General features: G+C 71.3%; 22 protein-coding genes. 8 read left to right on the top strand and 14 right to left on the bottom strand.

The window, feature by feature from the left end; translation table 11 throughout:
• Positions 1 to 17 precede the first annotated feature (17 nt).
• Positions 18 to 704: a FadR/GntR family transcriptional regulator gene (locus AB0M54_RS01465; RefSeq protein ID WP_364314554.1), complete on the top strand. Its 687-nt coding sequence runs from the start codon at positions 18 to 20 to the stop codon at positions 702 to 704.
• A gap of 2 nt (positions 705 to 706) precedes the next feature.
• Here the strand turns inward: AB0M54_RS01465 and AB0M54_RS01460 are convergent, their stop codons facing one another.
• Both AB0M54_RS01460 and sodN read right to left on the bottom strand, forming a co-directional pair.
• A complete protein-coding gene (locus AB0M54_RS01460; protein WP_364314556.1) occupies positions 707 to 1,120 on the bottom strand; it encodes an ATP-binding protein in 414 nt (137 codons plus the stop codon).
• 125 nt (positions 1,121 to 1,245) lie between these two features.
• Positions 1,246 to 1,650 carry a superoxide dismutase, Ni gene (gene sodN, locus AB0M54_RS01455; protein WP_364314559.1) on the bottom strand — a complete coding sequence of 135 codons (405 nt, stop codon included), beginning with the start codon at positions 1,648 to 1,650 and terminating at the stop codon, positions 1,246 to 1,248.
• 86 nt (positions 1,651 to 1,736) lie between these two features.
• Between sodN and AB0M54_RS01450 the strand changes: the two genes are divergently transcribed.
• The 3 genes from AB0M54_RS01450 (at position 1,737) to AB0M54_RS01440 (ending at position 4,342) form a co-directional block, all read left to right on the top strand.
• On the top strand, positions 1,737 to 2,045 hold the full coding sequence (locus tag AB0M54_RS01450; protein WP_364314562.1) for a S26 family signal peptidase: 309 nt from the start codon (positions 1,737 to 1,739) through the stop codon (positions 2,043 to 2,045).
• A 178-nt stretch (positions 2,046 to 2,223) separates the two neighbouring features.
• Positions 2,224 to 3,381, top strand: coding sequence for an NADP-dependent malic enzyme (locus tag AB0M54_RS01445; RefSeq protein ID WP_364317091.1), 1,158 nt, complete (start codon positions 2,224 to 2,226; stop codon positions 3,379 to 3,381).
• A gap of 10 nt (positions 3,382 to 3,391) precedes the next feature.
• The gene (locus AB0M54_RS01440; RefSeq protein ID WP_364468527.1) at positions 3,392 to 4,342 is read left to right on the top strand and encodes a zinc-binding dehydrogenase; all 951 of its coding nucleotides are present in this window, start codon (positions 3,392 to 3,394) and stop codon (positions 4,340 to 4,342) included.
• Here AB0M54_RS01440 and AB0M54_RS01435 read toward each other — a convergent pair whose 3' ends face one another.
• From AB0M54_RS01435 to AB0M54_RS01425, 3 genes are all read right to left on the bottom strand, one after another.
• Complete coding sequence (locus tag AB0M54_RS01435) at positions 4,343 to 5,266, bottom strand: chlorophyllase (RefSeq protein ID WP_364468526.1); 924 nt, start codon at positions 5,264 to 5,266, stop codon at positions 4,343 to 4,345. It abuts the gene before it with no gap.
• An 87-nt stretch (positions 5,267 to 5,353) separates the two neighbouring features.
• Positions 5,354 to 5,935: an HD domain-containing protein gene (locus AB0M54_RS01430; protein WP_364468524.1), complete on the bottom strand. Its 582-nt coding sequence runs from the start codon at positions 5,933 to 5,935 to the stop codon at positions 5,354 to 5,356.
• Between the two features lie 8 nt (positions 5,936 to 5,943).
• A complete protein-coding gene (locus tag AB0M54_RS01425; RefSeq protein WP_364468522.1) occupies positions 5,944 to 6,870 on the bottom strand; it encodes a hypothetical protein in 927 nt (308 codons plus the stop codon).
• Positions 6,871 to 6,978: 108 nt separating this feature from the next.
• Here AB0M54_RS01425 and AB0M54_RS01420 point away from each other — a divergent pair, with 108 nt between their 5' ends.
• On the top strand, positions 6,979 to 7,143 hold the full coding sequence (locus AB0M54_RS01420) for a hypothetical protein (protein WP_364314577.1): 165 nt from the start codon (positions 6,979 to 6,981) through the stop codon (positions 7,141 to 7,143).
• A 171-nt stretch (positions 7,144 to 7,314) separates the two neighbouring features.
• Positions 7,315 to 8,973: an FkbM family methyltransferase gene (locus tag AB0M54_RS01415; RefSeq protein ID WP_364468521.1), complete on the top strand. Its 1,659-nt coding sequence runs from the start codon at positions 7,315 to 7,317 to the stop codon at positions 8,971 to 8,973.
• On the opposite strand, the gene AB0M54_RS01410 is transcribed toward AB0M54_RS01415, so the two are convergent.
• The 9 genes from AB0M54_RS01410 to AB0M54_RS01370 form a co-directional block, all read right to left on the bottom strand.
• Positions 8,970 to 10,073 carry an acetate kinase gene (locus AB0M54_RS01410; RefSeq protein WP_364468519.1) on the bottom strand — a complete coding sequence of 368 codons (1,104 nt, stop codon included), beginning with the start codon at positions 10,071 to 10,073 and terminating at the stop codon, positions 8,970 to 8,972. The two genes, AB0M54_RS01415 and AB0M54_RS01410, sit on opposite strands and share 4 nt — an antisense overlap.
• Positions 10,070 to 12,139, bottom strand: a complete 2,070-nt coding sequence (gene pta, locus AB0M54_RS01405; RefSeq protein WP_364314587.1) for a phosphate acetyltransferase — start codon at positions 12,137 to 12,139, stop codon at positions 10,070 to 10,072. Before pta ends, AB0M54_RS01410 begins: the two co-directional genes overlap by 4 nt.
• 9 nt (positions 12,140 to 12,148) lie before the next feature.
• Positions 12,149 to 13,282 carry a hypothetical protein gene (locus tag AB0M54_RS01400; protein ID WP_364468517.1) on the bottom strand — a complete coding sequence of 378 codons (1,134 nt, stop codon included), beginning with the start codon at positions 13,280 to 13,282 and terminating at the stop codon, positions 12,149 to 12,151.
• Entirely contained in the window at positions 13,279 to 13,785 is a 507-nt protein-coding gene (locus AB0M54_RS01395) for a SigE family RNA polymerase sigma factor (protein ID WP_364314593.1), read from the bottom strand. The genes AB0M54_RS01400 and AB0M54_RS01395 overlap by 4 nt, the downstream gene beginning before the upstream one ends.
• A 54-nt stretch (positions 13,786 to 13,839) precedes the next feature.
• Positions 13,840 to 14,433: an AAA family ATPase gene (locus AB0M54_RS01390; protein ID WP_364468515.1), complete on the bottom strand. Its 594-nt coding sequence runs from the start codon at positions 14,431 to 14,433 to the stop codon at positions 13,840 to 13,842.
• 118 nt (positions 14,434 to 14,551) lie between these two features.
• Complete coding sequence (locus AB0M54_RS01385; RefSeq protein WP_364314598.1) at positions 14,552 to 14,731, bottom strand: DUF6104 family protein; 180 nt, start codon at positions 14,729 to 14,731, stop codon at positions 14,552 to 14,554.
• A gap of 124 nt (positions 14,732 to 14,855) precedes the next feature.
• Complete coding sequence (locus AB0M54_RS01380; protein ID WP_364468513.1) at positions 14,856 to 18,578, bottom strand: multifunctional oxoglutarate decarboxylase/oxoglutarate dehydrogenase thiamine pyrophosphate-binding subunit/dihydrolipoyllysine-residue succinyltransferase subunit; 3,723 nt, start codon at positions 18,576 to 18,578, stop codon at positions 14,856 to 14,858.
• Between the two features lie 108 nt (positions 18,579 to 18,686).
• Positions 18,687 to 19,514: an ABC transporter permease gene (locus tag AB0M54_RS01375; RefSeq protein WP_364314603.1), complete on the bottom strand. Its 828-nt coding sequence runs from the start codon at positions 19,512 to 19,514 to the stop codon at positions 18,687 to 18,689.
• Positions 19,511 to 20,425: an ABC transporter ATP-binding protein gene (locus AB0M54_RS01370; protein WP_364468511.1), complete on the bottom strand. Its 915-nt coding sequence runs from the start codon at positions 20,423 to 20,425 to the stop codon at positions 19,511 to 19,513. The genes AB0M54_RS01375 and AB0M54_RS01370 overlap by 4 nt, the downstream gene beginning before the upstream one ends.
• A 135-nt stretch (positions 20,426 to 20,560) precedes the next feature.
• On the opposite strand from AB0M54_RS01370, the gene AB0M54_RS01365 reads away from it, so the two are divergent.
• Together AB0M54_RS01365 and AB0M54_RS01360 are read left to right on the top strand one after the other, a co-directional pair.
• The gene (locus tag AB0M54_RS01365) at positions 20,561 to 21,322 is read left to right on the top strand and encodes a GNAT family N-acyltransferase (protein ID WP_364468509.1); all 762 of its coding nucleotides are present in this window, start codon (positions 20,561 to 20,563) and stop codon (positions 21,320 to 21,322) included.
• A complete protein-coding gene (locus tag AB0M54_RS01360) occupies positions 21,319 to 22,092 on the top strand; it encodes a lysophospholipid acyltransferase family protein (protein ID WP_364468507.1) in 774 nt (257 codons plus the stop codon). The genes AB0M54_RS01365 and AB0M54_RS01360 overlap by 4 nt, the downstream gene beginning before the upstream one ends.
• Positions 22,093 to 22,147 lie beyond the last annotated feature (55 nt).

Raw genomic sequence — 22,147 nt, 5'->3', positions numbered from 1 at the left:
CGCCTTACCCTGAGCCTGTGACCGGATCAACGGTACGGCCGCCGGCGTACCAGCTCCTGGCCGACGAGCTCCGCAACGAGATCACCTCGGGCCGGCTGCAGCCCGGCGAACGGCTCCCGCCCGAGCCGGAGTTGTGCGTGCGCACCGGGGTGAGCCGCAGCACCGTCCGTGAGGCTCTGCGCCTCCTGGCCAGCCAGCACCTGATCGTGACGACCCGCGGGGTGACCGGCGGCAGCTTCGTCGCCCACCCGGACACCACACAGATCGCCGAGGCGCTGACCACCGGGTTGACGCTGCTCAACAACTCGGCCGAGATCGGCCTGGCCGACCTGCTGGAGCTGCGCCGGGCGCTCGAGGTGCCGGCCGCCGGACTGGCCGCGGCCCGCCGCACCGACCAGCACCTGTGCGAGATCCGCGCGGCGCTGTTCGACCCGGACCTCGACGAGCCGGGCGTGATGCTCCGGGCGCACGGCGACTTCCACGGCGCCGTCGCCAAGGCCACCGCGAACCCGCTCTTCGAACTGGTCACACGGCCGCTCTACCAGGTGTCCTTCGGGACCGAGCTGATCGAGACGGCGCCGCTGGGCTATTGGCAGCGGATCGACGCCGACCACCGGGAACTGCTGGCGATGATCGAGGCGCGCGACCCGGCCGGGGCCACCGAAGCGGCCCGGCGCCACCTTGACTTCCTCGCGTCGCTCTAGGCCTAGTTCTCGGTGCGTCGGGTCAGCAGCCGGATCGTCGCGGTCTGACCGTTGGTCTCGGCCTCGGCCGAGGTGGTGAGCGCGGTCAGCACCTTCCAGGCGAAGGACGACTCGGACGGCAGCCGCGCCCCGCGCACCGTGCTCACCGCCACCTCGACGGTCAGCGCGTCGTCGGTCACCGCGAACCGGCATTCCAGCTCGGCGCCGCGGGTGGCGATCGCCAGCAGCATGGCGCAGGCCTCGTCGACCGCGATGCGCAGGTCTTCGATCTCGTCGAGCGCGAAATGGAGCCGCGCGGCCAGACCGGCCGTCGCCGTGCGGAGCACACCGAGGTAGCCCCCGTCGGCGGGCACCGTGAGCAGCACAACATCGTCGCCGATGGTCGGCTCCTGATGGGCCTGAGTCGCTTGAGTCACCGTTGCCATCCTCCCGATGGACGAGACTCTAGCCGCTGATCGTCCGATGCGGGGAGGCCCACAAAGGTGGGCGCGCCCCCACACGGAGGCGCGCCCACCTTCAGGACCTATGTCCGTCTTGTGACTCAGGCCTGCTTGGTCTCCCAGAAGATCTTGGAGATCTCCTCGATCTTGCCCAGCAGCTGGTCGGCCACGGCCGGGTCGAGCGAGCCCTTCACGCCGGAGGCGCCGGCCAGCTTGGTGGCCTCGTTGAAGAGCTGGTTGAGGTTCGGGTACTTCTCGAAGTGCGGCGCCTTGAAGTAGTCGGTCCAGAGCACCCACAGGTGGTGCTTGACCAGCTCGGCCCGCTGCTCCTTGATGAAGATCGCCCGGGTCCGGAACTCCGGGTCGGTGTTGGCCTGGTACTTCTCGGCGATCGCCTTGACCGACTCGGCCTCGATCCGGGCCTGGGCCGGGTCGTAGACCCCGCACGGCAGGTCACAGTGGGCGCTGACCACGGTGCTAGGCATGAGGAAACGCGGAAGTCGCATCAGGACCCCTCCATTGGAATTTGCGATGATCCGTGGACGACAGTACCCCTTACCGAACGCGCGTAACGCAACGGAAGACTGATGCCGTGAGGTTGCAACTGCCACTGTTCGCGGCACTGGTCCGCGGCCCGTCCATGACGCCGGCGCTGCGCGACGGAGACGCGATTCTGGTCCGTCGCGGCGGACGCATAAACGCAGGTGATGTGGTCGTGGCCCGATTCCGTTCCGGTCCCGGCCTGCTCGTCGTCAAACGGGCCGCGCACGAGCAGGACGGTGGCTGGTGGGTAAGGGGCGACAACGAGTTCGTGACCGACGACTCCCGCGCGTTCGGAGTGGCGGATGTCATCGGGAGGGTTTTGTGGCGTTACTGGCCGCGACCGGGACGGCTCCAGTAAGGTCCTTTGAATCCGGGTGACCCCCGCATCGCATGCCGCCGCCGCGCAGACTCGCGCCGCCGACCGGCTGCCTTCTTCCACAGATGCCTTTCCGGGAGTCACCGTGTCCTACTTCAGTTTTGAACTCGATCCTGCCCTGGCCGCCGATCCCGTCTTCGACCTGCACCAACGCGGCAAGATGGCGATCACGGCGACCGTCCCGCTGGAGAGCCGCGACGATCTGTCGCTGGCCTACACGCCGGGCGTGGCCCGGGTCTGCGAGGCGATCGCCGCCGACCCCGGCCTGGCCGCCGACTACACCTGGACCAGCAACGCCGTCGCGGTCGTCACCGACGGCTCGGCCGTGCTGGGCCTCGGCAACATCGGCCCGCGGGCCGCGATGCCCGTGATGGAGGGCAAGGCGGTGCTGTTCAAGCAGTTCGGCGGCGTCGACGCGGTGCCGATCTGCCTGGACACCCAGGACACCGACGAGCTGATCGCCATCGTCAAGGCGCTGGCCCCGTCGTTCGGCGGCATCAACCTCGAGGACATCAGCGCGCCCCGCTGCTTCGAGATCGAGCGCCGGCTCGACGCGGCGCTGGACATCCCGGTCTTCCACGACGACCAGCACGGCACCGCGGTCGTGGTGCTGGCCGCGCTGCGCAACGCCACCAAGCTGCTCGGGCGGCGGTTCGCCGACCTGCGGGTGGTCATCAGCGGCGCGGGCGCGGCCGGGGTGGCCATCGCCAAGGTGCTGGTGGCGGCCGGGGTGGCGGGGGCGAACATGATCGTCTGTGACTCGCGCGGCATCGTGCACGCGGAGCGTGCCGACCTGAACCCGGCCAAGGCCGAGCTCGCCGCCTTGACCAACTTCTCCGGGCGCACCGGCGGCGTCACCGAGGCCCTGATCGGCGCCGATGTGCTGGTCGGCGTCTCCGGCGGCACGATCGGCGAGGACGCGCTGGCCGGCATGGCCCCGGGCGGGATCATCTTCGGCCTGGCCAACCCGACGCCCGAGGTGATGCCGCACGTCGCCCACCGGTACGCCGCGATCGTCGCCACCGGGCGCAGCGACTTCCCCAACCAGATCAACAACGTGCTCGCCTTCCCGGGCATCTTCCGGGGCGCGCTCGACGCCCGGGCGACCACGGTCACCGAGGGCATGAAGGTGGCCGCGGCCGAGGCGATCGCCGAGGTGGTCGCCGACGACCTGCGGCCCGAGGCGATCGTGCCGTCGCCGCTCGACCCGCGGGTGGCGCCGGCCGTGGCCGCCGCGGTGGCCGCGGCCGCCGAGCGCGAGGGGGTGGCCCGGCGGTTGTCCACAGGCTCCACAGCCGTCGCCGCCCAACCGGTCTAAGTTCGAAGGCATGCGAGCTGCGTACGCCACGAAGGCGAATCCTGAGGACCCGCTGTCCGCGCTGACCGTCGGCGACCTGCCGGAGGCCACGCCACCAGAGGGCTGGGTGACCGTCGACGTGCGGGCCAGCTCGCTCAACCACCACGACCTCTGGTCGCTGCGCGGGGTCGGCCTGCCCGCCGACCGGCTGCCGATGGTGCTGGGCTGCGACGCCGTGGGTGTCGACCCGGCGGGCGACGAGGTGGTCGTCTACGCCGTCGTTCCCGACCGGGCCGACCCCCGGGGCATCTCGCTGCTCTCCGAGCACTTCCCGGGCACGCTGGCCGAGCGGGTGTCGGTGCCGGCCGAGAACCTGATCCGCAAACCGGCGGGCATGTCGGCGCTCGAGGCGGCCTGCCTGCCGACCGCCTGGCTCACCGCGTGGAACATGCTGACCACGCGGGGCCGGGCCGCCGAGGCCGAGGCGGTGCTGGTGCAGGGCGCCGGCGGCGGGGTGGCGACGGCCGCGGTGGTGCTCGCGGTGGCGATGGGCAAGCGGGTCTACGCGACCAGCCGCGAGGAATGGAAGCGCGAGCGGGTGACGGCGCTCGGGGCCACGGCCGTCGAGCCTGGGGCGCGGCTGCCCGAGCGGGTCGACCTGGTGATCGAGTCGGTCGGCGCGCCGACGTTCGACCACTCGATGAAGAGCTCCAAGCCCGGGGCGCGCATCGTGGTGTGCGGGGCGACCGGCGGCCACCAGGCCACGATCGACCTGCGCCGGGTCTTCGCCATGCGGCTCGAGATCCTGGGCGCGACGATGGGCTCGGCCGACGAGATGCGGTCGCTGCTGGCGTTCCTCGACGAGCAGGGGGTGCGCCCGGTGATCGACGCGACCTACGGCTTCGCCGAGGCGGCGGCGGCCTTCGAACACCTGCACTCGGGCAAGATCTTCGGCAAGGTGGTGCTCGACCACTCCCGCTAGCTAGAGCTTGTCGGTCAGCGTGGCCAGGCCGCCCTTGGTGGCGTCCCGCTTGAGGCGGCCACGGGCGGTCGCGTCGCCGTAGAGGGTATAGCGCAGGAAGTCGGTCGTCGTGGCGATCACCGGGGCGAAGTCCTTGGTGAGGGCCACGTGGCCGCCCTCGGTGACGGTGAGCAGCGCTTTCGGCCAGCGCACGGCGTCGTAGGCGGCCTTGCCGTCGGCGTAGGGCACGGTCTTGTCGAGCTTGCCGTGCACGAAGAGCATCGGGGCGGCCCTGCCCTGGAACGGCACCGGCAACACCTGGCGGCCGGAGAGCACGACGCCCGCGACCAGCCGGGCGTCGCGGGTGCCGCTGAACAGGCCGACGGTCGTGATGCCGCCGGCCGAGTGGCCCGCGGCGGCGATCCGGGCCGGGTCGATCAGGTCGCCGTGCTCCTTGCCGTAGGCCAGCATCCGGGTGATCACCTCGGAGACGTCGGCCGGCTGGTTGATCACGTCCAGCGGGTCGTAGTCGCGGGCCCGGTACCTGGTGTGCGGGAAGGCCGGCGCGGCCACCACGAAGCCGGCCTTGGCCCAGGCTCTGAGGATGGTGGCGTAGGCCTCCGGCTCGGAGGTGAGGCCGTGGCTGAAGACGATCAGAGGGAACGGCTTCTCGCCCGAGGTCGGATACCAGACCGTGGTGGGGAGCGGGCGGTCCTTACCGCGCTGGAGGTCGAGTTCCCTCGTGGTGATCGGCAGCGTCTCGGCCGGCGCCCGGCGCGGTGCGTCTGATTTGTCGGGTAGGGCGGGCGCCGAGGATGGCGCGACGGGGGCTGACGTGGCCCGAGTTGGTGGGTCGGTGGGCCCGTCGGCGGGCTGGTCGCCCGGTGAACAAGCCGCGGTCAGCGCGAGCAGGACGATCAAGATCAGGTGGGTACGCCTCGGCACGCGGCAATTGTGCCTGGTCGCCGGAGGTGGATGCCGTAGTCGGGCGCGCCCGGGGAACAAGGGCGGCCGGCGGTCAGGCGGGGCGTGTCAGGCGGCGGGGCGGGAGCGGATGACGGCCAAGCGGCGTTCGACGCGGTCGACGGCGGCGCGGAGCAGTGGGGCCCGGCGGGTGTGGGCCTCGGCGTTGGGTGAGTCGGGACCGTGCCGGTCGAGCATGTCGGCCAGGCGCTGGTCGAAGCTCATGGTGCGGCCGTTGGGGCCGACGGTCTGGTCGGCGTAGGTCAGGACGTCGCTCACCACCGACGTCTCGCGCGGGAACCGGCCCAGTTCCTCGGCGAGGCCCCGCACCTCGGCGACGCAGAACGCGCCGGAGTGGTGCCCGACCAGCCCGGCGATCCGGTCCGACCAGCCGGTGGAGCGGAGGTGGCGGGCGCCGTCGAGCGGGTGGAAGCCGGAATCGAGCAGCTCAGGGGCGTACCCGATGTCGTGCAACCAGGCCGCGGCCTCGAGCACCTCGCTCTCGGCGGGGCCGACCGTGGCGCCGATCTGCTCGGCCCGGCGGGCCACGCCGATCGTGTGCCGCCAGCGCTCCGGGAGGCCGGTGAGCAGGATCTGGGCGACATCGCGCGCCTTAAGGACCAGCCGGGCCGGCCCGGGGATGGTGCTCATGGCATGGATCATCTCCCGGTGAGTGTCAATGGGGAAGGACTGTTCAGGGTCCTGCGAAGGAACGCCGTCACGGTCCGGTCCATCGCGGCGTACCCGGGTTTGTCCGGGCGCATGAAGGCGGCGTGGGTGGCGCCGGGCAGCACGACGAAGCGTTTCGGCCACGGCGCCTCGGCGTACGCGGCCCGGCCGTCCGCGATCGGGATGACCTTGTCGTTGTCGGCGTGCAGGAAGAGCAGCCGGGCGGGCGGGCCGCCGAACCGGCCGGGCGCCATCCAGCCCGCGATCACCACGCCGGCCACCAGGCGCCGGTCGTGGCCCGGGCGGAACAGCCCGGTCGTGGTGAAGCCGCCCGCCGAGTGGCCGACCGCGGCGATCCGGGACGTGTTGATGTGCCCGTACAGCGGGTCGCTCCGGGTGCCGGCCAGCGCGATCACCTTCCGGAGCAGGTAGGCCGCGTCCGCGGGCTGGTTGACCATGTCGGTGCGGACGTACGGGTCGGCCTTCCGGTTCGTGTACGGGTACGCCGGCGCCGCCACCACGAAGCCCGCCGCGGCCCAGCTGGCCACCGCGGGGGTGTTGCCCTCCGGCGACCCGTGCAGCCCGTGGCTGAACAGCACCAGCGGGAAACGGCCCGGCCGTGGGCGGGCGTCGCGACGAACGGTGATCCAGGCGGGCGCCGGGGCCGGGTCGGGGTTGTCGGCGGTGGTCACGGCCGGGAAGAACAGCACTGTTCGCAGCGGCCGATCCCGACCGCGGGCCCAGGTCACCTCCCGGGTGCCGACCGGGTAGCGGGCCGGCGCGAGCGAGGCCGTGGCCGCCGGCGGAGGCGAGGGGGTGGCCGAGGGCGCCGGCGGCGTGCCGGTGGGGGGCGGTGAGTCGCACGACGCCAGCCCCAGAACTGCGCAGAGTGCCACGGCGATCACAGCCCGTCCCATGAGTAAACGGTAGGCCGACACGCCCACGAACGAGGGAAAATGTCCATCTGACCGGTATCACCTGGGACTTCGTGACGCGGGATGCGCAGCTTCGCTAGGGTGTCGCGCATGTCTGACGAGACCGTTGATCCCAGTGGTAACACCGAGGCGTTCCGCGCCTTCTCCAACACCCCGCCCGAGCCGGAGCCGGCCGCGAGCAAACTCCCGCTGATCATCGGCGGCATCGTGGCCGCCGTCATCGTGGTCGGCCTGGTCGTCTGGCTCGCCCTCTAGGGCGTAGTCGGGCTCGCCCTCGCCGCTGTGGCAGCGCTCCACAGAGGATCTTTTCCCGAGTTGTTTCTTGATCTGTAACGTGACCGGTGCCACATTGATGCGGCACCTCTGCGGTTCGGCGGGGGTCGATCCAACGTTCCCGCCCTGCCGCAGAGAAGGACCGGTCGTCAGATGCTCGTGCGTAACCTGTTATCCCAGGTCAAGGGCGTGACCGGGGTCGTCGACGCCACCGCCGGGGCCGAGGACCTGCGCCGGCACCTGATGGTCCCCGACGACCTGCCGTTCTCGGCCGACGTCGCCGATGCCACCCCGGACAGCCTGCTGGTCTGCATGCTCGGCCCGCAGGGCGGCACGCACACCGCGCCCGAGGACCTGGCCCGGACGCTGCGGGCGGTTCCGGCCGGTGTCACGGTGCTGATCCTCGCCGGGTGGCCGCCCGACGCGTTCCCCGACAACGTGGCGCTGGCGACGTTGGCCGACGGCCACTGCCAGCTCACCGACGCCGTGACGCTGACCTCGACCGGCCGCTACGGCATGCACGTCGCCCTGCTCGCCGAGCGGGTCGAGACCGTGCGGCCGCGCCGGGCGCAGCTGTCCGCGGTCCCCGACGCCGAGCCGCCGACCCTGCCGGACGGGTCGCTGGCGACCCGGCTGTGGCTGGTCAACCAGCCGGTGCTGGCCGAGCGGACCACCGGCCCGCTGCGCCGGCAGGTCCGTGCGCTCACCGACCGGGTCACCCAGCTGTCGGCCGAGCTGACCGACGCGCAGAAGGACACCGGCGAAGCGCGGGCCGAGCTGAAGGCGCGGGGCAAGGAGCTGGCCCGGGCCGAGAAGCGCATCACCGCGCTGGAGCGCTCGGTGTCGTTCCGGCTGGGCAAGACGCTGGTGGACGGCGCCCGGCACCCGGGCAAGGGCGTGCTGGCCGTGCCGATGACCGTGGCGAGCATCTGGCGGGACCGCCGGGCCCGGGTCAGCGTCGTCGCCGCGCCGCGACCGGAGCCGGCCACGCCGCCGGTCGAGGCCACCCACCGGGCGGTGCCCATCCCGGTGCCCGGTTCGCCGGGACGGGTCGTCACGATGACCGCGCCGAGCGCGTTGATGGTGCCGCGCTACCTCGACCAGGACGGGCTGGCCGGGTACGAGCCGACGTCGATCCCGTGCTTCCTGGCGGCGATCGAGACCGCCGGGCCGGGCGCGGTGCTCGACATCGGCGCGAACGTCGGGCTCTACGCCGCCCTGGCCGCGGCCGTCTCCGACCGGGACGTGGTGGCCTTCGAGCCGTTCCCGACGCTGGCCGAGGTGGCCGAGCGGCTCACCGCCGACAACGACCTGAAGATCCAGGTCGAGCGGATCGCCCTGAGCGACCACATCGGCACGGCCGCCTTCTACCTGTCGGACTCGTCGGACAGCTCCAACTCGCTGGCGGCCGGCTTCCGCGACTCGACCCGGCAGATCGACGTCGCGGTCGAGACGCTGGACGCGTACGTGCGGCGGACCGGCATCGTCCCGGCCGTACTCAAGATCGACACCGAGAGCACGGAACCGGACGTGCTGCTCGGCGCGGCCGAGACGCTGCGCGAGCACCGGCCCTGGGTGCTCTGCGAGGTGCTGCACCGCCGCGGCGAGGACCGGCTGATGGAGGCGATGGCCCCGCACGGCTACCGCTGGTACCACATCACCGATCGGCTGCCGTACGCCGAAGCGCAGGTCATCGCCGGCGACCGCACCTATCAGGACCTGATGTGGCTGTTCGCGCCGGAGGAGCCGGACGACTCGTTCTGGGCCCGCGTCGCGGCCCAGCGCACCGCGGTCGAGAAGACCCGGGGTTAGCCGAGCGCCGTCCAGGTCTGGGTGGCGATCTCGCGTTCCTCGTCGGTGGGCACCACGCAGATCGCGGTCGGCGACGCGTCGGTCGAGATGATCGGGTCGCCGGCCGCGTTGCGGGTCTCGTCCAGGGTCAGGCCCAGGGCGGTCAGGCCGGCGACGGCGGCGGCGCGCACGGCGGGGCTGTTCTCGCCGACGCCGCCGGTGAAGGTGACCGCGTCCACCCGGCCGAGCACGGCCGCGTAGGCGCCGACGTATTCGCGGATGCGCCGGGCGTAGACGTCGAAGGCCAGGGTCGCCTGCTCGTCACCGTCGGCGCGGCGGCGCAGGATCGTCCGGACGTCGTTGTCGCCGGTCAGGCCGAGCAGACCGGCGCCGCGGGTCAGCGAGCGTTCGATCTCGTCCAGCGGCATCCCGGCCACCCGGTGCAGGTGGAAGACCACCGTGGGGTCGAGGTCGCCGCTGCGCGTACCCATCACCAGGCCGCCCTGCGGCGACATGCCCATCGACGTGGCGACGCTGCGGCCGGCCTCGACCGCACAGGCGGAGGCGCCGTTACCGAGGTGGAGCGTGATCACGTTGACCTGGTCGGGGCGCTTGCTCAGCAGGGCGGCGGTCTGCCGGGACACGTAGGCGTGCGACGTGCCGTGGAACCCGTACCGCCGGATCTGCCACCGCGAGGCCAGCTCGGCGTCGATCGCCCAGGTCACGCCCTCGGGCGGGATCGTCGCGTGGAAGGCGGTGTCGAAGACCGCGACCTGCGGTACGCCGGGCAGCAGCTTGCGGGCCACCGCGATCCCGGCCAGCGCCGGCGGGTTGTGCAGCGGCGCCAGCGGCACCAACCGCTCGATGGCCGCGACCACCTCGTCGTCCAGCCGCGTTGCCGCGGAGAAGTCGGGCCCGCCGTGCACGACCCGGTGCCCGACCGCGTCGAGACCGTCCAGGTCGAGGTCGGACATGATCGACCGCAGCGCCGACTCGTGGTCGGGCGCGTCACCGTCGGCCTCGCCGATCCGTTCGACCAGCCCCTTGGCGACCGTGCCGAGGTCGTGGGAGAACAGCCGATATTTCACCGACGACGAGCCGGTGTTCAGCACGAGAATCATGAGGCCGCCTGGATCGCGGTGATCGCCACCGTGTTGATGATGTCCTTGACGGTCGCGCCGCGGGAGAGGTCGTTCACCGGGCGGCGCAGGCCCTGCATGACCGGGCCGACCGCGACCGCGTTGGCCGACCGCTGCACGGCCTTGTAGGTGTTGTTGCCGGTGTTCAGGTCGGGGAAGACGAACACCGTCGCCTGGCCGGCGACCGTGCTGCCGGGCAGCTTGGTCGCCGCCACCGCCGGGTCGATCGCCGCGTCGTACTGGATCGGGCCCTCCACCGGCAGGTCGGGCCGGCGTTCCCGGACCAGCTTGGTGGCCGCCGCCACCTTCTCGACGTCGGCGCCCGCGCCCGAGCTGCCGGTCGAGTAGGACAGCATCGCGACCCGGGGCTCGATGCCGAACGCGGCCGCGGTCTGCGCCGACGACAACGCGATGTCGGCGAGCTGGGCGGCGTCCGGGTCGGGGTTGACCGCGCAGTCGCCGTAGACCAGCACCCGGTCGGCCAGCAGCATGAAGAACACACTGGAGGCCACCGTCACGTCGGGCACGGTCTTGATGATCTCGAAGGCGGGCCGGATCGTCGCCGCGGTCGTGTGGTTGGCCCCGGACACCATCCCGTCGGCCAGCCCGGCGGCGACCATCATCGTGCCGAAGTAGTTGACGTCGCGGACCACGTCATAGGCCAGGTCGAGGGTCACGGCCCGGTGTTTGCGCAGCTCGGCGTAGCGCGAGGCGAAGTCGTCGCGCCACTGCGAGGTCTCCGGGTCGACCAGCCGGGCCGCGCCGATCTCCACGCCCAGCTCGCGGGCCCGCCGGGTGATCTCGTCCGGGTGGCCGAGCAGGGTCAGGTCGGCCACCCCTCGGCGCAGCAGGCTCTCGGTGGCGCGCAGGATCCGTTCCTCGGCGCCCTCCGGCAGCACCAGGTGGCGCCGGTCGGCGCGGGCGCGGTCGATCAGGTCGTTCTCGAACATCAGCGGCGTCACCCGGGACGACCGTGCCACCTCGAGCACCTCGGCCAGCGCGGTCGTGTCCACATGCTGCTCGAAGGCGCCCAGCGCGGCGTCGATCTTGCGCGGGGTGGTCGCGGTCAGCCGCGCCTCGATCCGGGCGGCGGCGGCAATGGTGTGGTAGCTGTCGGTCGGCACGACCAGCATGGCCAGCCCGGTGTTCAGCCGCTCGATCACCCGGACCGCGCGCGGGTCGGGGTGTTCGCCGATGGTCAGCACCAGGCCGGCCAGGGTGACGTTGCCGGCCGCGTGCGCCGCGCTGACCGCCACCAGCACATCGGCCCGGTCGCCCGGGGTGATCACCAGCGCGCCGTCGACCAGGTGGTCGAGCACGGCCGGCACGTGCGCGCCACCGACCACGTAGTCGAGCACGTCCCGGTCGAGCGCCGCGTCGCCGCCGCTGACCACGGTCGCGTCGAGGGCGGCGGCCACCTCGGCCACGGTCGGGGCGGCCACGGCCGGCACCTCGGGGATGGCCCAGGCCGGCACGTCGAGTCCGGCCGGCGCTTCGACGCCGACGGGCACACGGTTGGCGATCAGCGCGATCACCGTCGCGTTCAGATCGGTGATCGAGTGGTACGCGCTCCGCGCGGCCGCCGCCAGCGCCTCGGTGCTCCGGTGCTCGCCGCTGATCACCGGGATCACCACGCTGCCGAACTCGGTGGCCAGCCGCGCGTTGAAGGCCAGCTCGCGGGGGAGTTCGTCGCGCCCGTCGTCGTGGTGCCCGTCGGCGAAGTCGCTGCCGATCACCACCACCGAGGCGCAGCGCCGCTCGACCTCGCGGTAACGCTCGACGATCCGGCTGATCAGCTCTTCCCGCTTGCCGTCGGCGACCAGCGCGGCCGCCTCGGCGTAGGTCACGCCGTAGGCCTCCGCGTAGGGCGCGACCAGGGGGTAGCGCGTGGTCAGCAGGGTGAGGAGCGGATCCTCGCGATCCGGCACGAGGGGCCGGAACACCCCGATCCGGGCCACCTGCCGGGACAACAGCTCGACGAGTCCGAGTGCGACCGTGCCCTTGCCGACCCCGGGCCCCAGCCCGGCCACGTACACGCTGCTCGCCACGCCCCCAACCTAGTCGGTGTCCCGGAGGTAGGCGTGGTGAGCAGCGCCGTTGCACCCGGCGCCGGTCTTCTCCCGCCAGCCGTAGTGCAGCTCGCCGGCGAGACGGGTCGGCGTCTCACCGCACAGCGGGTCACGGGAGGCGACGCCGAGCTTGCCGCGGAGCGGGTCGAGCAGCGTTCCCGGCCGGAGCAGCAGCAGGTCGCCGACCAGCCGGGGGGCGCCGGGATAGGGCAGGGCGGTCCGGGCCGAGCCGTCGGGGCGTTGCAGGAACCAGCCGGCCGGGTCGTGACCGAGGCAGTACGCCGCCACGCAGTCCAGCTTGTCCGCGCCGGCCGGCCGGATCACCTGCCGTTCCTCGCCGGTGACGAGGTTGCGGAACCGGGTCCGATCGGCGCTGTGGGCCCACACCGTCCCGTCGATCTGCATCCGGTCGTACACCCGCAGGATCGTCGAGGAGGAGGAGGTCGCGCCGGTGAACCGGATGACGAAGTCCTGGTCCGACATGTATACGGCGTCCGCGGTGGCGTACACGCCGGTGATTCCCGGTGGGCCGGTGGTGTCGCCGGCGAGCTGTTGGAACAGTCCACCGGCCGCCGGCGAGGTCATCAGCTCGGCGTTGTCCTTCTCCCGCTGGACCCAGGCGATCGTGGTCGAGGAGATGGAGGCCGCGGTGACGGAGGCGCGGCCGCGGAGCGAGTCGACCAGCAACCGGTACGTCCTGTCGGCCACCGCATAGCTCCAGAACGCCGTCGAGGCGTCGTCGGTCCCGGGCAACGGCCGGCCGAACACCAGCAGGTGCCCCTGGTCGATCCGGCCGACGACGGTGGCCGCACGACCCGGCGCCGGATCCGGCGGGTTGCCGGTCACGGTCGCGCCCGGCCAGGTCTCGGTGATCAGCGGCGGCCTCGCGGGCAGTGCCGGGAGGAGGAAATCGGTGGTCGGCAGCGCCCGCTCGACCGGTGGCCGCAGTACCACCCACCCGCCGACGGCCAGCACCAGCACGGCCGCGAAGGCCGCGGTGATCGTCTGCGTGCGCCGCTGCCGCCGGTGTCCGGCTTCGACCCGCTCCAGCAGATCGGCCGGGGGTACGGGTGCCCGCTGGGCGATGTCGCGCATCGCCTCGTGCAGATCGGTGTTCGTCATGAGGTCACCTCTTCCAGGGCCGCGATGCCGGTCTCGCGAAGCTTGGCCAGGGCCCGGGAGGCCTGGCTGCGCACGGTCCCGTGGCTGATGCCGAGCACCGCCCCGATCTCCAGGTCGGTGAGGTGCTCGTAGTAGCGCAGGACGAGGACCGCGCGCTGCCGTGACGGCAGGGTGGCGAGCGCGGCCCAGATCTGCCGGGCCTGGCCCGACGCCTCGGCCCGATCGAGCCCGCCGTCGCTGAACGGGAGGTCGGGCAGGACCGCGCTAGGCGTCTCCCGCCGCCTGCGCCAGCGGGCTATCTGCAACCGAGCCATGGTCGTGCGCACGTACCCCGTGGGGTCGTCCTTGCGCACCACCCGCGACCACTTCGCCCGCAGTTTGATCAGCGCTTCCTGCACCAGATCGTCCGCGTCGTGGTGGTTGCCGCTCAGCAGGTAGCCGTACCGGTACAGCGCCGGCCCCCGATTGCGGACGAAGTCCGCGAAGAGCCTCTCGTCCCCCATGGGCCCGCCCTCCCTCCGATCCAGGACGCCGAATCGGCCGGAGGTGTTGCACGGTCAGTCGGCGACAAGCGCCCGGAGGTAACCATCGGGCCGGGCCAGGAATGATCGCCAGTGCGTGACCAGCTCCAGTTCCTCCCACGCCACACGCCGGATCCCATGCGCGCCGAGCTCCAGAATGGTCGCTCCCGGCAGCGCCGTCAGCACCGGCGAGTGCGTGGCCACCACCACCTGCGCGCCGCTCATCCGCAACACGTCGAGATGCGCCACCAGCCGCAGCGTCGAGGTGAACGACAGCGGCGCCTCGGGCTCGTCCATCAGATAGAAGCCGTACCCCCGGAACTTCCGTTCCAGCAGCTCCAGAAACCCTTCGCCATGACTTCGGTCATGCAGATCGGCGTCGACCGGCGAAGGCAGATTCTCCAGGTACGTGTACAGGCCGTGCATGGTTTCGGCCCGAAGAAAGTACGAGTTCACGCGGCGCCCAGGCGTCCGGATCACGCGTAGTGAGGCGCCCAGTGGGGACTCGGAGCTTCGGGTGCTGTGCATGGCCCCTTTGGAGCCGCCCTCAACGTTCAGCCCATGCGCCTGAGCCAGCGCCTCGACCAGCGTCGACTTCCCCGACCCGTTCTCACCGACCAGAAACGTCACGCCGGCCGGAATGTTCAGCCCGCTCTCCAGGATCGCCGCGACAGCCGGGATCTTGGCCCACCAGGCGTCACGATCAACCTCGGCCCCGGCCTCCAGCTCAACCCGCCGAACAGGCCGATCAGTCCTCATCATCCTCTTCGCCGCGAGCCAGGAACGTGGCGAACCGCTCGATGGCCGTCTCGAACTCCGGATTGATGTCGACGAAGCTCTGCAGCTGAGAGGCGACCCACTCGAGGGTGACGCTCTCCTCGCCGCGCCTCTCGACCAGCTCTTCGATCCCGCGATCGGTGAAGTACATGGCCCGAATCCTAGGCACCGAGAAAAAGCACAACGGGCTCTGGGGCGGGGATGGACCACGGAGGGACCAAGCCTGACCGCCCGGAGTGGATCATCCCCGCCCCAGAGCCCTACAGCGCAACCAACTACGGCCTGGGCAGAGCCGCTTCGGCCAGAGCCGACTGCTCGGCCTCGTGCATCTTGGCCGACCCGACGGCCGGAGCCGCCGCAGCCGGACGGGAGATGCGGCGGAGCCGGACCCCTTCGAGGTGCTCCAGCAGGTTCAGGGCCACGAACGACCAGGCCCCCTGATTGGCCGGCTCCTCCTGCACCCACGCGAAGTCCTCCGCGTTCGGGTACTGGCTGAGCACCGCCTTCAGCTCCTCCACCGGCAACGGATAGATCTGCTCCATCCGGATCACCGCCGTGTCGGTGATGCCACGCTCGGCCCGCGCCTGGAACAGGTCGTAGTAGACCTTGCCCGAGCACAGCAGCACCCGCTTGACGTCGGCCGGGTTCAGCGGCGTGCCGTTGACCCCCGCGTCACCCATCACCGGCTGGAACGTGCCCTCGGTGAAGTCGGCGACCGACGACACCGCCAGCTTGTGCCGGAGCAGCGACTTCGGCGAGAACACCACCAGCGGCTTGCGCTTCGGCGACAGGGCCTGGCGGCGCAGCAGGTGGAAGTAGTTGGCCGGGGTCGTCGGGTTGGCCACCCGCATGTTGTCCTGCGCGCACATCTGCAGGAACCGCTCGGGCCGGCCGGAGGAGTGGTCGGGTCCCTGGCCCTCCTGGCCGTGCGGGAGCAGCAGCACCAGCGACGACTGCTGGCCCCACTTGACCTCGCCCGAGCTGATGAACTCGTCCACGATCGACTGGGCGCCGTTGACGAAGTCGCCGAACTGCGCCTCCCAGAGGACCAGCGCGTCCGGGTTCTCCACCGAGTAGCCGTACTCGAAGCCCATCGCGGCGTACTCGCTGAGCAGCGAGTCGTGCACGAAGAACCGGGCGTTGCCGCTGGTCAGCGAGCTCAGCGGGAGGAAGTCCTTGCCGGTCTTGTTGTCGACCAGGGACGCGTGCCGGGAGACGAACGTGCCGCGCCGCGAGTCCTGGCCGGCCAGCCGTACGGTCACGCCCTGGGCCAGCAGCGAGCCGAACGCGACCAGCTCGCCGAAGGCCCAGTCGATGCCGCCCTCGGCCGCCATCTTGGCCCGCCGCTCGAGCAGTTGCTGGACGCGCTTGTGCGGGGTGAAGCCCTCGGGCAGGTCGATGTGGGCCTGGCCGACCGACTGCACGGTGGCCGCGTCGACCGCGGTCTGCACCTCGGGTTCGGGCTCGTCGGCGGCCGGGCGGGACCGGTTGGTCGAGCCGGCCGCGTCGCGGGTCGCCTTGAACACCTGCTCGAGCTGCTGCTGGTAGTCGCGCAGCTGTTCCTGGGCGTCGTCCACGGTGATGTCGCCGCGGCCGATCAGCTCCTCGGTGTACAGCTTCCGGACGCTGCGCTTGGTGTCGATGATCTCGTACATCCGCGGGTTGGTCATCGACGGGTCGTCGCCCTCGTTGTGGCCGCGGCGGCGATAGCAGACCAGGTCGATGACCACGTCCTTGTTGAACGCCTGGCGGTACTCGAAGGCCAGCCGGGCGACCCGGACGACGGCCTCGGGGTCGTCGCCGTTCACGTGGAAGATCGGCGCCTGGATCATCCGGGCCACGTCGGTGGAGTAGAGCGACGAGCGGCTGTACTCCGGCGCGGTGGTGAAGCCGACCTGGTTGTTGACGACCACGTGCACGGTGCCGCCGGTGCGGTAGCCGCGCAGCTGGGACAGGTTGAGCGTCTCGGCGACCACACCCTGGCCGGCGAACGCGGCGTCGCCGTGCACCAGCACCGGCAGCACGGTGTAGCCGTGCAGGCCCAGGTCGAGGCGGTCCTGCTTGGCCCGGACGATGCCCTCGAGCACCGGGTCGACGGCCTCCAGGTGGGACGGGTTGGCGACGACGCTGACCGTGGTCGAGTGTTCGCCGTCGGGCGTCGTGTACTTCCCGGTCTGACCCAGGTGGTACTTGACGTCGCCGGAACCATGCGACGACCGCGGGTCCATCTGACCCTCGAACTCGTTGAAGACCTTCTCGTACGGCTTGCCGACGATGTTGACCAGCACGTTGAGCCGGCCGCGGTGGGCCATGCCGATGACCATCTCGTCGAGCCCGCCCTCGGCCGACGCCTTGAGCACCTCGTCCAGCAGCGGGATCAGCGACTCGCCGCCCTCCAGCGAGAACCGCTTCTGCCCGACGTACTTGGTCTGCAGGAAGGTCTCGAACGCCTCGGCCGCGTTCAGCCGGTTGAGCACGTGCTTCTGCTCGTCGGTGTCGGGTTTGGCGTACTTGATCTCGATGCGGTCCTGGATCCAGCGCCGTTCCTCGGGGCCCTGGATGTGCATGTACTCGATGCCGATCCGGCGGCAGTAGGTGTCACGCAGCACGCCGAGCACGTCGCGCAGCTTCATCCGCTGCTTGCCGGCGAAACCGCCGACCGGGAACACCCGGTCGAGATCCCACAGGGTCAGCCCGTGTTGCAGCACGTCGAGGTCGGGGTGCCGGCGGATCTCGAACTCGAGCGGGTCGGTGTCGGCCATCAGGTGACCGCGCACCCGGTAGGCGTGGATCAGCTCGACCACCCGGGCGGCCTTGTCGATCTGGCCCTCGGAGGTGCGGGCGACGTCGCGCACCCAGCGCACCGGCTCGTACGGGATCCGCAGTGAGGTGAAGATGTCGTCGTAGAAGCTGTGGTCGCCGAGCAGCAGCTCGTGCATCACCTTGAGGAACTCGCCGGACTGGGCGCCCTGGATGACCCGGTGGTCGTAGGTGCTGGTCAGCGTGGTGACCTTGCTGACGCCATGCTCGGCCAGCGTCTCGTCGGACATGCCGGAGTACGGCGCCGGGAACTCCATCGCGCCGACGCCGACGATGGCGCTCTGGCCGGTCATCAGCCGCGGGATCGAGTGCACGGTGCCGATGCCGCCGGGGTTGGTCAGCGAGATCGTCGTGCCGGCGTAGTCGTCCATGGTCAGCTCGTTGCGCCGGGCCCGCCGCACGACGTCCTCGTACGCCTGCCAGAACTTGCGGAAGTCGAGCTTCTCGCAGTTCTTGATCGACGGCACGACCAGGGTCCGGGTGCCGTCCTTCTTCTGCAGGTCGATCGCGATGCCCAGGTTGATGTGCTCGGGCTGGACCAGGGCCGGCTTGCCGTCGATCTGGGCGAACGAGTTGTTCATCTCGGGGTGTTCGCGCACCGCCCGGACCAGCGCCCAGCCGATCAGGTGGGTGAAGCTGACCTTGCCACCGCGGCCACGGGCGAGGTGGTTGTTGATCACGATGCGGTTGTCGACCATGAGCTTGGCGGGGATCGCGCGCACCGAGGTGGCGGTGGGCACCTCGAGCGAGGCGTCCATGTTCTGCACGATCCGGGCGGCGACACCACGGAGCGTGGTGACCGCGGCCCCCTCGGGCGCCTTGCCGTTCGAGGCGGCCTTCGGGGTGGGCGCGGCCTTCTCGACCGGCGCCGCCTTGGCCTGGGGTGCGGGTGCGGGCTTCGCGGGCACGGTCGGCTTCGCCGCCGCCATCGTCTTCGCGGCCGGCGCGTCCGTGCCCGCCTTGGCCGCCGAGGCGGTGGCGTTGGCCGCGGTCGCCTCGTCCGGCGAGACGATCGACCCGGTGGCGGACGCCGGCTTGTAGTCGGCGAAGAAATCGTGCCAGGCGGGGTCGACGCTGGAGGGATCGGCGAGGTAGCGCTGGTACATCTCGTCGACGATCCACTCATTGGGGCCGAAGTCGGCGAGCGGGTTGTCCTGCGAAGTCTGCTGGGTCGACACTTGCGTGTTCGCCTCTTTCACCGTTTGTCAGCACGCGCGTCCGTCATCGCGCGGACGGGAATGAACGGTGTCAAGGTTACGCTGCGCGTGAACCTTGGGGGGCTCGGCCTAGCTGACGTCCCGGCGGCGCATGATCAATGTCCCGATCAGGCCGGTCACCAGGGCATAGCCGATCAGCACGACGGCGCCTACCCAGCGTGGTGGGTTACCGGGGAGGTCGGTCCCCGAGATCATCAGTTGTGACGCGGTGGTCGGCTCGATCACCCGCAGCTTCTCGAACACCTGGGCGACGTACTCGGTCAGCAGGAAGAACACCGCCTGCGCGCCGAGCGGGCCGATCAGATAGCCGATCGAGAGGGTCAGGGTGGCGGCGATCTGGCTGCGGATCAGCACGCCGGCGCCGACGCCGAGCACCGCCCACAGCACGAAGGCCAGCGCGTTCAGCCCGATCGCCCGCCACACGCCGGCCTCGCCCAGCTGCACCGGCAGGTCGAGCTGGCCCAGGAAGAACGGCACCACGGCCAGGTTGAGCAGTGTGGTGATCAGCCAGAACCCCAGGGCCAGGAGCATCGCGGCGGCCAGCTTGGCCAGGATCACCCGTTCGCGGTGGGGAGTGACCAGGAACGTGGTGGTCGCGGTCAGGTGGAAGAACTCGTTGGTCACCAGGATCGCGCTGAGCAGCACGACCAGGAGCACGCCGAAGAACTGCCCACTGGTGTAGAGGCTGGTGGCGACATTGATCGCCTGATTGGTGGCGTCCAGCAGCGCGGCCGACTCGGGGTCGACGTTCGCGTCGGCGGGCAGATTGCTGGTGACGTTGGTGGTCCCCCAGTTGAAGAGGACCGACATCGCCCACAGCGGTACGAGGATGACGGTGAAGATCCACCACAGCGAGGTGGTGAAGATCTTGGTGAGCTCGGCCTGGATGAGCCTCATCGAATTCCCGCCTGTCCGGCCGTGAGCTGCAGGAACACCTGTTCCAGGTCGGCGCGTTCGCTGGTCAGCTCATGCAGCTCGACCTGCGCGGTGAACGCGGCGTGCCCGATCTGGGCCGCGTCCAGCCCGGTCACCATCAGCGCGCCGTCCGGCAGCGGGGTGATCGCGGGATGGAGTGCGGCCAGCGCGGTGGTCAGTTTCGCCGGTTCGGGGGTCCGCACCCGCACCTGCACGGCGGCGCCCATCGAGCCGAGCACGTCCTCGACCGGGCCCTGCCGGATCAGCTTGCCGGCCGCCACGATCACCACGTCGTCGGCGAGCTGTTGCATCTCGCTCAGCAGGTGGCTGGAGACCAGCACCGTGCGGCCCTCGCCGGCGAGCGTCTTGAGCAGGTCGCGCATCCACCGGATGCCCTCCGGGTCGAGACCATTGGCCGGTTCGTCGAGGATCAGCACCCGGGGGTCGCCCAGCATGGCCGCGGCGATGCCCAGCCGCTGCCGCATGCCCAGCGAGTAGCCCTTGAACTTGCGCTTGGCGGCCGGGGTGAGCCCGACCAGGGCCAGCGCCTCGTCGGCCCGGGAGGCCGGCAGGCCCGCCGCCCGGCAGATGACCCGGAGGTGGTTGCGGCCGGTGCGCCCGCGGTGGGCGCTGGACGCCTCCAGCACCGCGCCGACATGGCGGATCGGGTCGGTCAGGTCGGCGTAGCGCTGCCCGCCGATGGTGGCCGTGCCGGCCGTCGGCGCGACCAGGCCGAGCAGCATCCGCAACGTGGTGGTCTTGCCCGCGCCGTTGGGACCGAGGAACCCGGTCACCCGGCCCGAGCGCACCGTGAACGACAGGTCGTCGACGGCTCTCAGCCGCTTGTACTGCTTCGACAACCCTTGGACTGCGATCTCCACGCCCCCGGTCACCGCGCCAACATACTGGTTCGCCGCCCGCCGTGGTGCCCACGCTCCGGCGCCACCTTCCACGTGTTCACTTCGTGGACACATCAGATCACCGGATCGGTCATTCCATCGGAAGTTGTGGCCCTTACACAGAGGGGTATGACAGTACTTCTGACCGCCGACGCATCCACCGGGACCAGTGGGTACACCCTGCTGATCGCGGACAGCGCGGATCAGGTGGAGGCGGCACAGCGCCTCCGGCACGACGTCTTCGCCGGTGAGCTCGGCGCCACGCTGCACGGAGCGGTGGACGGGCGGGACATCGACGATATCGACGACTACTGCGACCACCTGATCGTCCGCGAGGACGGGACGGGCACGGTGGTCGGCACCTACCGGATGCTGCCCCCGGCCGCCGCCGACCGGGCCGGGCGGCGCTACGCCGACGGCGAGTTCGACATGAGCCGCCTGCACCCGCTGCGCGACCAGCTGGTCGAGACCGGCCGGTCCTGCGTGCACCCCGACCACCGCGGCGGCGCCGTGGTCAACCTGATGTGGGCCGGCATCGCCCGCTACCTGCATCTGAAGAACCTGCGCTGGCTGGGCGGCTGCGCCTCGATCCCGCTGGACGACGGCGGCGACCTCGCGGCCGGGGTCTGGGCCCGGGTATCCGGCAAGCACATGTCACCGCCGGCGCTGCGGGTCACGCCGCGCACCCCATGGCTGAACCCGGAGCGGCCGGCCGGCGACAAGTCGATCGCGGTGCCCCCGCTGCTGCGCGGCTACCTGCGCCTCGGCAGCTGGGTGTGCGGCGAGCCGGCCTACGACGCCGACTTCCACTGCGCCGACCTGTACGTGCTGTTCTCGCTCGACCGGATGGACCCGCGGTACCGCCGGCACTTCTTGGGCGGGGCGCGATGACCTTCTGGCAGCCGACCTCCACCTGCGGCGACGAGTGCCGGCTGGGCGGCGACCACCGGGTCGCCGGGATCCGCGTGGTGCTCCGGATGACCGCCCTGTTCGGGGTGCTCCTGGCCGCGCTGGTGGTGGTGGTGCCGATCCGCCGCGGCGGCTCGGTCCAGCTGATCGCCCGCGGCATGCTCGGCGCCCTCGGCGTACGCATGAGGTGGCGCGGCCCGGCCCACCGCCCCGGCAGCCTGCTGGTCGCCAACCACGTCTCCTGGCTGGACATCCTGGTGCTGCTCGCGCTCGAGCCGGTGCGCCTGGTGGCCAAGCACGACGTCGAGGCGTGGCCCGGCATCGGCGGCCTGGCCTCGATGCTCGGCGCGATCTTCGTGGACCGGACCAGGCCCAAGCGGCTGCCCGGGACGGTGGACGAGGTCACCGGCGCGCTGCGGGCCGGGCGGTCGGTCGCGGTGTTCCCGGAGGGTACGACGTTCTGCGGCCCGGAACGCGGCCGGTTCCGCCCGGCGATGTTCCAGGCGGCGGTGGACGCGGGCGCTCCGGTCGTACCCATCACGATCCACTACGGGACGACGGCCGCCGCCTTCATCGGGGACGAGACGCTGTTCTCCTCGGTCCGCCGGGTGGCGGCGCTGCGCGGGCTGACCGTGACCGTGGTCGGCGCGCCCGCCCTGCGGCCCGACATCGGCGCCGACCGTCGTACCCTGGCCCGGGCCGCCCAGGCCTCGGTCGGCACCAACCCGATGGCCTTGGGGCTGGCGGCCTGAGCTCAGCCTTTAGTCCGTTTTAGGGTGGCGGGTGGGGCGGCGGACGTCAATCACG

This window comes from Actinoplanes sp. NPDC051470, assembly GCF_040682035.1.
GTDB lineage: Bacteria > Actinomycetota > Actinomycetes > Mycobacteriales > Micromonosporaceae > Actinoplanes.
The sequence above is the reverse complement of the archived record's forward strand: the minus strand, read 5'-3'. Positions and strand labels throughout refer to the sequence as shown.